The 11,724-nt window shown below is 49.7% G+C and carries 13 protein-coding genes; 9 read left to right on the top strand and 4 right to left on the bottom strand.

Annotated elements, in window-relative coordinates; translation table 11 throughout:
- The first annotated feature begins 45 nt into the window (after positions 1-45).
- The 7 genes from ruvB to Q0986_RS11735 all read left to right on the top strand — a co-directional run bounded on the left by ruvB (position 46) and on the right by Q0986_RS11735 (position 4,324).
- A complete protein-coding gene (ruvB, locus tag Q0986_RS11765; RefSeq protein ID WP_299410277.1) occupies positions 46-1,161 on the top strand; it encodes a Holliday junction branch migration DNA helicase RuvB in 1,116 nt (371 codons plus the stop codon).
- A gap of 96 nt (positions 1,162-1,257) precedes the next feature.
- Complete coding sequence (locus Q0986_RS11760) at positions 1,258-1,923, top strand: glutathione S-transferase family protein (protein ID WP_299410271.1); 666 nt, start codon at positions 1,258-1,260, stop codon at positions 1,921-1,923.
- Between the two features lie 54 nt (positions 1,924-1,977).
- Entirely contained in the window at positions 1,978-2,466 is a 489-nt protein-coding gene (locus Q0986_RS11755) for a cupin domain-containing protein (RefSeq protein ID WP_299410269.1), read from the top strand.
- A gap of 114 nt (positions 2,467-2,580) precedes the next feature.
- Positions 2,581-2,889 (top strand): cupin domain-containing protein, encoded by a 309-nt coding sequence (locus tag Q0986_RS11750; RefSeq protein ID WP_299410267.1) that lies wholly within the window; start codon positions 2,581-2,583, stop codon positions 2,887-2,889.
- A 5-nt stretch (positions 2,890-2,894) separates the two neighbouring features.
- On the top strand, positions 2,895-3,440 hold the full coding sequence (locus Q0986_RS11745) for a GNAT family protein (protein ID WP_299410264.1): 546 nt from the start codon (positions 2,895-2,897) through the stop codon (positions 3,438-3,440).
- 83 nt (positions 3,441-3,523) lie between these two features.
- The gene (locus tag Q0986_RS11740; RefSeq protein ID WP_299410262.1) at positions 3,524-3,946 is read left to right on the top strand and encodes a GNAT family N-acetyltransferase; all 423 of its coding nucleotides are present in this window, start codon (positions 3,524-3,526) and stop codon (positions 3,944-3,946) included.
- A 12-nt stretch (positions 3,947-3,958) separates the two neighbouring features.
- Positions 3,959-4,324 carry a cupin gene (locus Q0986_RS11735; RefSeq protein WP_299410259.1) on the top strand — a complete coding sequence of 122 codons (366 nt, stop codon included), beginning with the start codon at positions 3,959-3,961 and terminating at the stop codon, positions 4,322-4,324.
- A gap of 46 nt (positions 4,325-4,370) precedes the next feature.
- Here the strand turns inward: Q0986_RS11735 and Q0986_RS11730 are convergent, their stop codons facing one another.
- A complete protein-coding gene (locus tag Q0986_RS11730; RefSeq protein WP_299410257.1) occupies positions 4,371-6,041 on the bottom strand; it encodes a PstS family phosphate ABC transporter substrate-binding protein in 1,671 nt (556 codons plus the stop codon).
- 361 nt (positions 6,042-6,402) lie between these two features.
- On the opposite strand from Q0986_RS11730, the gene Q0986_RS11725 reads away from it, so the two are divergent.
- Positions 6,403-8,952 carry a tetratricopeptide repeat protein gene (locus Q0986_RS11725; RefSeq protein WP_299410255.1) on the top strand — a complete coding sequence of 850 codons (2,550 nt, stop codon included), beginning with the start codon at positions 6,403-6,405 and terminating at the stop codon, positions 8,950-8,952.
- Here the strand turns inward: Q0986_RS11725 and Q0986_RS11720 are convergent.
- Together Q0986_RS11720 and folB are read right to left on the bottom strand one after the other, a co-directional pair.
- Positions 8,949-9,101 carry a high light inducible protein gene (locus Q0986_RS11720; protein ID WP_299410252.1) on the bottom strand — a complete coding sequence of 51 codons (153 nt, stop codon included), beginning with the start codon at positions 9,099-9,101 and terminating at the stop codon, positions 8,949-8,951. The two genes, Q0986_RS11725 and Q0986_RS11720, sit on opposite strands and share 4 nt — an antisense overlap.
- A gap of 98 nt (positions 9,102-9,199) precedes the next feature.
- Positions 9,200-9,571: a dihydroneopterin aldolase gene (gene folB / locus Q0986_RS11715; protein WP_299410250.1), complete on the bottom strand. Its 372-nt coding sequence runs from the start codon at positions 9,569-9,571 to the stop codon at positions 9,200-9,202.
- A 233-nt stretch (positions 9,572-9,804) separates the two neighbouring features.
- Here folB and Q0986_RS11710 point away from each other — a divergent pair, with 233 nt between their 5' ends.
- Positions 9,805-10,563: a metallophosphoesterase gene (locus tag Q0986_RS11710; protein WP_299410247.1), complete on the top strand. Its 759-nt coding sequence runs from the start codon at positions 9,805-9,807 to the stop codon at positions 10,561-10,563.
- A gap of 75 nt (positions 10,564-10,638) precedes the next feature.
- Here the strand turns inward: Q0986_RS11710 and Q0986_RS11705 are convergent, their stop codons facing one another.
- Complete coding sequence (locus tag Q0986_RS11705) at positions 10,639-11,643, bottom strand: phosphoribulokinase (protein ID WP_299410274.1); 1,005 nt, start codon at positions 11,641-11,643, stop codon at positions 10,639-10,641.
- Positions 11,644-11,724: the final 81 nt, after the last annotated feature.

Below are 11,724 nucleotides of genomic sequence, written 5' to 3'. Positions count from 1 at the left end.
GGGATCTCCCACCCACTGCCTTTGGCCGCTATGATGGAGGCTATTATGGCCATTGTCTCCTCTAAGCAATCTCCTCAACCGGATGGGTCGAAAAAGCCCACTCAGGCAAAATCCGTCAAAAAGTCTGAGCCCCAGCAGACGGATGCATTATTGCAACCGGAAGCAGTGCAGGAAGAGTCTGTCGGCAAGCAGGATGATAAGCTCAGACCCCAGCGGTTTGATGAATATATTGGCCAGCGGGAACTGAAAGAGGTTTTGGATATTGCCATCCAGGCCACCAAGTCCCGACAAGAAGCCCTAGACCATCTCCTTCTCTATGGACCCCCAGGACTGGGGAAAACGACGATTTCGCTGATCTTAGCGGCTGAGTTAGGGGTGAACTGTAAAGTGACGAGTGCGCCTGCCTTAGAACGTCCCCGCGATATTGTCGGTTTGCTGGTTAACTTACAGCCTCGGGATATCTTGTTTATCGATGAAATTCATCGGCTGTCGAGGATGACGGAAGAGCTTCTGTATCCGGCGATGGAAGATTTTCGGCTTGATATCACGATTGGTAAGGGGCAGTCCGCACGGATTCGTAGTTTGCCCTTAAAGCCTTTCACCCTAGTCGGTGCAACCACCCGTGTGGGAGCGTTGACGTCACCCTTGAGAGATCGCTTTGGCTTTGTCCAACGGTTGCGTTTTTATGAAGCCGATGAGCTGGGGCAAATCGTATTGCGAACTGCAGATATCCTCAAGGCCAAAATCACGTCAGATGCGGCAGAGGAAGTGGCCCGGCGGTCCAGAGGCACGCCTCGGATTGCCAACCGCCTGCTCAAACGGGTGCGGGATTACGCGGAGGTCAAGCATTCAGGGGAGATTACTCAAACGATTGCCCAGGAAGCCCTAGAGCTGTTTAATGTCGATCCCTGTGGTTTGGACTGGACGGATCGGCGACTACTGACGGTAATGATTGAGCAATATAACGGTGGCCCGGTAGGTGTGGATACCTTAGCCGCGGCGACAGGGGAAGATTCTCAGACGATTGAAGAGGTCTATGAACCCTATCTGATGCAGATTGGCTATCTGAACCGCACGCCCAGGGGCCGAGTGGCGACACCTGCGGCTTGGACTCATCTGGGATATCAGCCCCCCGATGAACAAATGCGATTGCTGTCTTAGCAAGATCCGATCAGACGTTCAATACAACGAAGCATCATTGCAGAACCGCTGAATCCTTTAGACCCAGGCAAAACCCTCACCATTTTGGAGGTCACCATGGCAGATCTAACGTTAGTGATTGGCAATAAAAACTATTCCTCATGGTCATTACGGGCTTGGCTTTTTCTGAAGCAGGTGGGCGCTCCCTTCCAGGAAGTGCGGGTTCCATTATGTACGGATACAGCCCAGTCGCAACTGGCCAACTATTCTCCCTCAGGACTGGTTCCCGTCCTCATCACAGAGGAGGGAACGATTTGGGATTCTCTGGCGATTTGTGAATATGTGGCAGAAACCTATCAGCAAGGTTGGCCTCAACCTTCATCAATCCGGGATCAGGCTCGGGCTGTTGCAGCAGAAATGCATTCCGGCTTTATGGCTTTGCGGTCTGAAATGCCGATGAATTGTCGAGCCCGACGGACAGGGGTAGAGCCTTCTAAAGCCTGTCAAACCAATATTGACCGGATTGTCTCAGTCTGGCAATCTTGCCGTCAAACCTATGGGGAAGCAGGGCCTTGGCTATTTGGGGACTTTTCGGTTGCCGATGCCATGTATGCTCCTGTTGCGTCTCGTTTTGTCACCTATGGGGTGTCTTTACCCCAAGTTGCTCAGGACTATATCCATACGATTTTCGAGAATCCGCATATGCAGGACTGGCTGCAGGCGGGGGAGACCGAATCTGAGACCATTCAAGCTTCAGAGCGCGGCCAGCCTGTTTCTGGATAGTAGGTTCCGCACTGAATTGATGATGTAACGCTCAACCTTCAAAGGAAGACGGAAATGACAGAAACCAATCCTTATCTTCTGCGCGCTGATGCCATTGAGCAAACCCCAGCGTTTGCCTTTCAGCACCCCCTGAACCCCAATTCTGAAATTTATCTGCGGGACTTAGGAGCGAGGGTCGGCATGAAACGAGCAGTCCTACGTCTGAGTCGAGTACCGCCGGGTAAAGAATCGTTTATCTATCACGCCCACCATCACGAGGAGGAGTTTGTCTATATCCTGTCGGGGCGGGGCATTGCTGAAATTGAAGATCAAGAATATGAAGTGGGTCCTGGAGACTTTATGGGCTTTCCAACCCCTTCTGTGGCTCATCATCTCCGCAATCCGTTTGAAGAAGATTTAGTTTATTTAATGGGGGGCGAGCATAGACATGCTGAAATTGGCGAATTCCCTCGATTGGGCAAACGGATTATTCGAGACGGTGATGACGCCTACTTTGTCGATATTGAGGCCACGCAGCCCTTTTTACCTAAGAAAAAAGAATAGAACCGAGAGCCAGTATCTTTTTCGGTAGGGCGCACAGCATATTGAGGCATCCGATATGGGTTAGCAATCTCCTGCTGAGGGAGACTTTGAAACAGATTGGAGGTGGGAATATTGGTGAATTTGTTAGAAATTGCCCAAAAGCTGTCAGAAGACCCTTTATCTTGGGCTAGTGAGTCCATAGGTAGCTTTAACGGTAATCAGGTCGAAGTACGGGTGATGCGACATGCGATCGCAAAGTGGCATACCCATCCCCGTACGGATGAAATGTTTGTGGTCCTCTCTGGCTCCGTTGCCATTGACACAGAAAAGGGCAGTTTTGACTTGAAGACCCATGATTGCTTGGTAGTCAAAGCGGGGACACAGCACCGGGCTAGGACAGAGTCAACCGCAACACTGATGACATTAATGAAGGCAACAACTTAACTTCTATGGTTTCAACCTGGGCCATGAGCAGCTTGCGAATCCCACTGCGAATTCCAGGATATGAGTTGCGAGCTTGGACAGCGCAAGATGCAGCTGCATTCCAAAAATATGCAGATAATTTAGAAATTTGGCGGAATATGCGAGACGAGTTTCCTTATCCCTGTAACCAATTGGATGCCGAACGATGGATCGCCCAAGCCCTTAACCGCACTGATGGACTCTATCTTGCCATTGGCAATGGCCAAGAAGCAGTGGGAGCGATTAGTTTACATATTCATGATGATATTCGTCGTTATTCGGGGGTGCTGAGCTATGGGGTTGGGCAGCCCTTCTGGGGGCAAGGGATTGCAACAGCTGCGATCGCAAGCATCAGTGACTACGCCCTAACAGAACTGAACTTGGTCAGGATTTATGCCAAGGTATTTTCCACCAACCGGGCCTCCGTCCGGGTCTTGGAGAAGAATGGGTTTGAACAAGAAGGATACTTTCGCAAAGGGGTGTACAAGCAAGGACAGTTTCTCGATCAAGTGTTGTATGCCAAAGTCATCTAGCAACCAGAACTGAGCGACCATTTCCGAGATCGACTTGATTGTCAAGACAGATGCCTGCCCTCTCAACGGACTGCCAATGAAGCATGAATCAAATTCAGATTGCCACCACTGATCAGCAAATTCAGGACTGTTATCCAGTGATGGTGCAGTTGAGAACGCACCTAAAATTGCAAGCCTTTATCCCTCAAGTCCGCCGACAAATGCAGGTGGGATATCAGTTGGCGTACTTATCTAATCCAGAGCGCGTCTGTTCTGTGGCAGGATTTCGGATCAGTGAAAGCTTAGCTTGGGGACGATTTCTGTATGTCGATGATTTGATCACAGATGCCCAAATGAGGTCACAAAATTATGGGCACCAACTGTTAGACTGGCTTGTCCAGTATGCTCGCCAGCAAAATTGTGCTCAGTTTCATTTGGACTCTGGTGTGCAGCGATTGGATGCCCATCGGTTTTACCAACGAGAAGGCTTACAAATCAACAGCTATCACTTTGCCTTAAAACTTTAACAGGAGATTGCCATGCCCACCCTAATTGGTCAGCCCACCGTTATCACCGCTGTAGGGAATAAACCCAAACGAATTGAAGAATTTTTTGGACGCGTAAATTCCAACCAGGACCAGATCAGCGTGGCCCGTATGGTTTCTCCCGTAGGCTGGCAAGAACCAGGTCAGCAACCTGAATTCCAAGAAATGACCGTTGTCCTACAGGGGCAATTGCGAGTTGAACATCAAGGAGGGATTCTAGAAGTCAATGCAGGCCAAGCCATTGTGACTGAGCCCGGTGAATGGGTTCGCTACAGTACGCCCAACGGCGCAGAATATATTGCCATATGTTTGCCCGCCTTTTCACCCGCAACAGTACATCGAGATACCGACACCCCTTAACCTCTGGTACTTCACTTTAAGTTCAGAGAGACACAGGAAGAATATGCTACTCAATGCGGACAAATCCAGCTTGTTCCAGGAGTTGCTGTCCCTGTTCGCTCAGCATCATATCGGTATAGGCTTCGCCGATCAGCTGTTCCCGGTCCCTGTTTTCCTTGACGATGACGTAGAGAGGGCGGGTGATTGGGTAGCTCCCATCTCGGAAGGCAGCCAAATTCGGCTGATTACGGATGGATGGACAATTCTGGGTTGGTGTGTCCTGTTGTGGGGAAATCAGCTGATCGGCACTCAGACCTAAGGGAATCGGTTTACCAATACATTGGTAGAGTACTTCAGCCGCTGAAGCAAAATAGATTCCCCCTGTTGCTCGGTTTAATTGGCGAAGCGCATCCGTGGTCGAGTAGATGGGGACGACTTTGTCACTGAAAGGGGCGTTTTTCAGCACAGAGTCTTGAAAATAGTCTGCGGTGCCCGAATCGCCAGACTGGCGAGAAAAGGGAACAATATCTCGATCAGGTCCCCCTAACTCCTGCCAATTGCTGATTTTGCCCAGGTAGATTTGTTGCAGTTGAGAAAGGGTTAATCCGGGCAAATCCAGGGAGGGATGAACCACCACGGCGATGCCATCCATGCCAATCGTATGCTGGGTTAACTTGAACCCTCTCTCTTTAGCCATCGCATATTCCTCATCCTGAAGAGGGCGAGTCGATTGGGTAAAGTCAATTTTGCCGTCCAAAAGCATTTTGATCCCTTGGCCAGAACCAGGCGTTCCCTTCACCGTTTCCACATAACGTAGCTGCAGGTTGGGATAGGTATCTGCGATCGCAGCTTCCACTTGTGGGCGAATCAACGCCCAAGTAGCGCTACCTCCATAGTTATATAAACCGTTTGGAACATCTGACACTTCAGCAAACGTGGGGACCAGTGCCAGATTCGCCGCTCCCTGATTCGGGCTGAACTGAAGTGGACGGGGCGATCTCAACCATCCCCAAACTCCAGCCATCAGGAGCAGCAGCGTCACGAGCGACGCCTTTAGATAAAACTGGCTCGGTTTTGATTTTTTCAGCGGTGGGGGTTGCCGGATCGTGGGTGGTGCTTCCGGGTTGGGTAAGCTCTGCACCGAATAGGCCCGCTCTGGCAAGATAATGGTGGAGGTTTGCGGATTGTCTTCAAAATCGACAGGGCTGTGTTTAGCAGTGGAAAAAGCCATCTGCGTGGGCGTTGGTAATTTGTGGGCTGGAACGGCACCGTGGCGATAGAAGGTCATCAGATCATCAACTAGATCTTGTTCGGCCAGGGGGTGATAGCGCAGAATTTCGAGGATGCGCCTGACCCGCCTGATCGCCGCAGGCAATATATTATCTTGCTGAAATCCAGGAAAAAGATCCTCTGCCCCTTGGTCTTGCACCAATCGCCGTTCAGTGGCCAGTACCTTTTTGCGCAAACCTGAGGTCAAAATTAGCTTCAGTTGGGGGTAATGGTCGTGATACCACCGACAAACATCAAAGGCATTGAGATGTTGAGCCCCCAGATCTACCAACAGTAAGCTAATTTTGGCCCGCTCAATGGCATCTCGTTGGCCGGCTAGTTGGGAAAAATTAATTTCAGCAGGCTCTTCAATCACCTCGAACTGCTGAGATTGTAGAGCTGTCTTCCACACTTGAGCCTGAAATTTGAGAGGCTGAAGGAGCAGAACAGATTTTCGGACGCTATACATTGAAGTAAGCCGTGCAGGCTGCTATTGATAAAAACGATACACTCAAGGTCTAGGCAAGATGGGCGGTGCGTTGAGCTTGTGGAATCTAAGTCTAACTACTGTATTATCTTATGGCAAATTTTCTCGAGATTCAAAGAATAAAATGGCTCTCCGCACCTCATCCTTCGAAACGGCCAACACACCGACACTGGCAGGGCTAGCGGGATGAAATCTTCCGTTAGCTTGCCATTATATGGATATGGAGAGACAGCACTTGCTCCCTAGACCACTACTATGGTAGGAACACAGCAAGCACCCGTCTCAATTTCGATTACCTTGTAAAGAAGGCAATCGCAAACCCCACCTAGGTGAGGAAGGTCCGATGAAATCCAACACTCTCAGTAAATTGGTTTGGCACAGCGCGGTCATCTCTACCTTGTTTATCTCGCTGAGTCCTGCGTTTGCCCAGTCTTCTTCAGCCCCCACAACGGCGGAACAGCGAGAGATTCAACGCCTGTTGCAAGAATTGCAGAAAGAGCGAGAGGGACAGAAGCAAACCCAGGCAGAAGCCGCCCAAGCCGTCAATCAAACGACTCGGTTGTTTAACTGGTTCTTGGTAGTGTTGGGACTGATTTTGGCGACGGCGATCGTCAGTCTTATTCTCCTTCGACGCGCCGTGGTTCATGAAGTCGCTGAGGTGGTGCAAAAACACCTGCGAGAGATGCGGGATTTAAAAGGACATCTGGCGGATGCGGCGGATGCCGTGGAAGTAATTCTACAAAAGGCGGAAGATTTGGATGCCGACTTGCATCAAGAGTCGGAGCAGTTTCAGCAAGACTTAACCAGTAAGCGCCAGCGGTTATCGGATATGCTGGCGGAATTTTCGACCAAGCAACAGCAAATCCTCCGTAAAATCGAAGGGTCGCTGACCGATACGGAAGCTGCGATCGCAACCTTTGAATCCGATACAACGGCCAAATTTACCACTTTAGAGACTGAACTCAGATCTGAACAAGAGGCCATCCTCACCCACCTCAAACGGCTCAGCGAAGAGATTGAACCTCAGCTATTCACCGTTGAATCTGACGCTCAAACCCAGAAAACAGAATTTCTCGGGCGTTTGCAGCAGTCTGAAACGACCTTTAAAACCCAATTATCCCACCTGCTGACCAAAAGCGAACAGGAACAAGACAAGATCCTGACGCGCGTCGAAAAAATGAGCAATGATTTTGGGCCGCAAATGGCTGCGCTGCAAGCCATTGCCCAAACGGAGAAAGAAACCTTAATTGGCTATCTCGCCACCTCTAAAGCAGAATACGTTACCCAACTCTCTGACCTCCAGCAAGAAGCCCGCAAACAGTGGGAACTGATCCTGCAAAATCTCAAACAGCTCGAAAGTGACTTCACCCCCCAGCTTGAGGAGGTTGAAACCCAGCTTCAGGTCAAGGCCAACGAGAAGAAAGAGTCATTCCTCCTTCGTCTTAAACAGGTGGGTACTGAAATTACGCGTCAGTTGACGGAGGCGCAAGACAGCTTCCAAACCCAGGCCACTGAAACCCTGCAAAGGCTACAGGTCCAAGAGTCTGAATTCACCACTCAGCTGTTCAACTACAGAACTCAGCTAGATACAGAAAAGACCAATGCCCTGGCCGATGTACAGGCTCTGACGGATAATGCTTCGACGCTGCTGGCTGACTTAAAAACAGAGGTGCAAACCACCCAAGAACAGGCCGTCCAAGATTTACAAGCCTTGACCACCCAGGTATCCAATCAACTGGCCGACTTAAAAACCAACGTACAAGGATCACAGGATCAAACGCAGCAATCTTTGCAAGTGTTGGCGGCTCAAACGGAGCAAGACTTATCAACCATTGCGGCTGATGCCCAAACGCGTAAAGATCAGATTCTCCAGCAACTGGCAGCCCTTTCTCCCGCTCAAATTGCCGGGGATGCCGTGGCTGAAATTAACGAAAAATTGCAGACGGCCTTGGGGCCTTTAGACCGCTTACAGGCCAATCATCCGGATCTGTTCTTAGATGTTGCCGACTATATTCAGCAAGCCGATGCCTTCCTCGCAGACCGCAATTTCCGACAGGCGTTGACCACCTACGATCAAGCTCTGGAACTCAAGCAGGATGATCCCTACCTCTGGTGTCAGCGCGTCGAAGCTCAAGTGGGCTTACAGCAACTGGAAGATGCCGTCGGTTCCCTTGATAGGGCAATTGAGTTAACCCCTGAAGATCCGGCCCTCTGGCAACGTCGAGGCCAATTACTCAAGGAACTCCAACGCTATGAGGGCGCCTTAGGGGCCTTAAAAGAAGCCGCCCAACTCCAGCCAGACAATACACAGACTTGGATGGACTGCGGCAGGCTGTTAGAGCGTCTCCAGCGCTGGGATGAGGCCCTAGCTGCTTATGAACGTGTGATCGCCATTGACCCCAACCATCGCGATGCCTGGATGAATCGAGGGTTTGTGATGGGTACCCTCCAACGCCATGAAGACGCCTTTGCCTCCTTTGATCATGTGGTTCAGCATGAAACAGAGGATGCTGCTGCTTGGCTGAATCGGGGATTAGCGTTACAGGTGTTAGAACGCCATGAAGAAGCGTTTGAGTCCTTTGAGCACACGGTTACCCATAAACCTGAAGCTTACAAAGCTTGGAGCCATCGAGGCTATGCGTTGATCAAGCTGGAGCGCGATCGCGACGCCCTGATTAGCCTTAATAAGGCGCTAGAAATCAACGCTGACTACCCCAATGCCTACTATGGCAAAGCGGTGTGTTATCTGCTCCAAGGGCAGACTGACTTGGGGTTTGAAAACTTGGAACGTGCGATTCAGCTCAATCCGAATCTACGAGAACAAGCTCGCAGCGATACACTCTTTGTTGAGTTTCGCCAAGAGGAATGGTTCCGTAAGTTAGTGAATCGTTAGTAGCTGAACAGAGACAGGATTTGGGCCAATATGCCTTCGCCGGAAATGACTTCGGTTACAAAGCCAAGAAAGAATCCCAACATTGCCAAACGACCACTAAAATTTTCGGCGAAGTCGGTAAAGCCCCACATGGGTTCGGGTGAATTCATAGGATGTAAGACTCCGAAAGTAGTTCATTTGTAACTTTATATTAAGTATAGGGTATGTCGCAAAATTTATGAAGGCACTGCTCGAAGTATCAAGAATCTCAAGGCGCTGATGGCGGCCGCGATCGCGTCAGTTCAATGCTAATTTGTCCCGAAAAGTCTGGTATGGGGGCGGCAACTTTGGTCAAGCGAACTTTGACCTGACTGATCTGTGAATACTGGAGGAGCTGTTCGATGATTGCCGTGGCCAAGCGCTCCAATAGAGCGTATTTTGACGTTGAAATCAGCTGTTTCACCTGCTCAATCACTTGGCGGTAGTCTAAGGTATCGTCGATGCGATCGCTCTGACCCGCTGCCGTCAAATCCAGCCATAGCCCTAAATCCACTTCAAACCATTGTCCTAACTCCTGTTCTGCTGCCAGAAAGCCTGTGTAACCGTAGCTACGAATTCCATTGACCTGTATGCAATCCATATTGATGTCTCTTTAAACCAGGGTGTGAAAACAGTATCTGTTCGGTGAGTCATAGCAGATTACTGCTTGTCTAATTCTTAAAATAACTACTCGATTTCACCGTAAATCGGTCATACTTGAAAAGAGAGGTCCATAGGATTGTAGCTGCTGTATTCTGCCGTGTTGTTTACCTAGCGTATTGATCCAGAAATCGTTATCCCTATGTCCCCCCATGCTCCATACTTTGTTTGCAAATGACGACTCCAGAATCGCGACGATTTGTCATTGGGGATGTTCATGGTCATTACCAAGGATTGCTACAGCTAATCTCCCTCCTCGAATTGGATGCTGCGGACCAAGTCTTCTTTCTCGGCGATCTCATTGATCGGGGTCCCAACAGCTCTAAAATTGTGGATTTTGTCATAGAGCGGTCCTACTCCTGCTTGCTCGGCAACCATGAACAGCTCATGGTCTCGGCTTTAGCCAATGCAAATCTCTCTTCACACTCTTCCGTCTTACAAATGTGGCTACAAGCGGGTGGTAGCGAAACGCTCCAAAGCTACAGCTCCAAACAGCATCTTTGGCAACATTTAGCTTGGTTTAAAACCTTGCCCAGCTATCTAGATTTAGGGGATTATTGGTTGGTGCATGCGGGCCTTCATCCTGACCTTCCGCTAGAGAATCAGACGGCCCAAGAATTTTGCTGGATTCGCCGTGAATTCCACCATATGTCCGCGCCCTACTTTAGCAATAAGCAGATTATTACGGGCCACACTATGACCTTTACGTTCCCAGGTGTCGAGCCGGGGCAACTGGTGCAAGGTGCGGGTTGGTTAGATATCGATACAGGCGCTTACCATCCCATGAGTGGCTGGTTAACGGCCTTGGAACTGTCTTCACTCATGGTTTATCAGATCAATGTCCATCGTGACACGACTCGTGTTCATCCCCTGTCTGAAGTCGTGGTTCCCCTTGAATTCAACCCGCATAGTGCATCCATGTCGATCGGCTAAGCGTAGCAGACAAAATATAAGGGTACTGAGATAATTCTCAGTACCCAATCAGGAAATCTAACGGGTGGTTCTACCTTAGACGCCAACCGTCTCAGAGGTTTTAGTGGAGGTCAACTTCTCATAAGTTGATCGCATTTTGAGTCCAGCAATGACTTGGAACAAGCCAGAACCATTGTTGGAACCGGGATAGTCTCGATGCTTGAGCAGCAATTCAGTCATCTCACCTTCAAACTTAGTCGAGGTATTGCTGAGATGGCCTTCGATGTAAATTACCTCATCCAGCTTCTCAAACTGACCGTCTACTTCTAGGACAGAGACAGCGTTACCGTAGTAGTCATCGGGACCATAGGCCATCCGAATGCCGGGGTAAGAACAGGTCAACTTGCGGCCACAAGGAACCCAGTTGATGGTTGATCCTTCATCAAAGAGGTAGACAGGGGCGAAATCAGGCACACCGTCTTTTTGAATCAGTCGGACTCGCAGAATGCTGCCGGGTTTCTCTTCCTTCAGAAGTTGAGTCGGCAAGATTTGAATCACAACATCTGCATGCTGCTTTTGCGGATCAATGTAGGCCTCAAAGTCAGGGCGGCGAGCATTGATAGAGGCGAGAACGTCTTCATAGGTATGCCCCCGTTCGGCCATATCTCGCTGAATCTTCCAGGCAATTTTGACCTCATCACTGATATCCAGATAAACACTGAAATCAATCAACCCTCGAACCCGCTCATCATGGAGAGGGTGTAGACCTTCAATCACAATCACGTGGTTGGGGTCGATGCGTTCGGGGGGATCAATAAGACCTGTTTCGTGGTTGTAAATGGGCTTATCGATGGATTGACCACCTTTGAGGGTTTTGATTTGCTCGTACATCAAATCAAAATTATTGGCTCTAGGGTCTAGAGCAGTAATACCCGTTTCCTTCCGTTGATAACGATCCAAGCTGTGGTAATCATCTAGGCAAATAACCGTGATGAATTGCTCCCCAAACAGATCCTCCAGTCGGCGCAGGAAAGTAGATTTACCGCATCCAGAGTCACCGGCTACGCCGATTAGAACAACACGGTCTGGTTTAGTGGTCATAACTACGATTTCCTTTATAAATCCTATCTCAACAGCAACTAACCCCAGGCACCAACCCGTATGAGAAGGGGTTTGCACAGA

It is taken from the genome of Acaryochloris sp. IP29b_bin.148 (genome assembly GCF_028285565.1).
Taxonomy (GTDB): domain Bacteria; phylum Cyanobacteriota; class Cyanobacteriia; order Thermosynechococcales; family Thermosynechococcaceae; genus Acaryochloris.
This window is presented reverse-complemented; position numbering and strand designations above follow the sequence as displayed.

Bases quoted from the DNA above. Each gene is read 5' to 3' on its own strand.
- ruvB (WP_299410277.1), top strand. From the start codon at position 46: ATGGCCATTGTCTCCTCTAAGCAATCTCCTCAACCGGATGGGTCGAAA.
- Q0986_RS11760 (WP_299410271.1), top strand. From the start codon at position 1,258: ATGGCAGATCTAACGTTAGTGATTGGCAATAAAAACTATTCCTCATGG.
- Q0986_RS11755 (WP_299410269.1), top strand. From the start codon at position 1,978: ATGACAGAAACCAATCCTTATCTTCTGCGCGCTGATGCCATTGAGCAA.
- Q0986_RS11745 (WP_299410264.1), top strand. From the start codon at position 2,895: ATGGTTTCAACCTGGGCCATGAGCAGCTTGCGAATCCCACTGCGAATT.
- Q0986_RS11740 (WP_299410262.1), top strand. From the start codon at position 3,524: ATGAATCAAATTCAGATTGCCACCACTGATCAGCAAATTCAGGACTGT.
- Q0986_RS11735 (WP_299410259.1), top strand. From the start codon at position 3,959: ATGCCCACCCTAATTGGTCAGCCCACCGTTATCACCGCTGTAGGGAAT.
- Q0986_RS11730 (WP_299410257.1), bottom strand. From the start codon at position 6,041: ATGTATAGCGTCCGAAAATCTGTTCTGCTCCTTCAGCCTCTCAAATTT.
- Q0986_RS11725 (WP_299410255.1), top strand. From the start codon at position 6,403: ATGAAATCCAACACTCTCAGTAAATTGGTTTGGCACAGCGCGGTCATC.
- Q0986_RS11720 (WP_299410252.1), bottom strand. From the start codon at position 9,101: ATGAATTCACCCGAACCCATGTGGGGCTTTACCGACTTCGCCGAAAAT.
- folB (WP_299410250.1), bottom strand. From the start codon at position 9,571: ATGGATTGCATACAGGTCAATGGAATTCGTAGCTACGGTTACACAGGC.
- Q0986_RS11710 (WP_299410247.1), top strand. From the start codon at position 9,805: ATGACGACTCCAGAATCGCGACGATTTGTCATTGGGGATGTTCATGGT.
- Q0986_RS11705 (WP_299410274.1), bottom strand. From the start codon at position 11,643: ATGACCACTAAACCAGACCGTGTTGTTCTAATCGGCGTAGCCGGTGAC.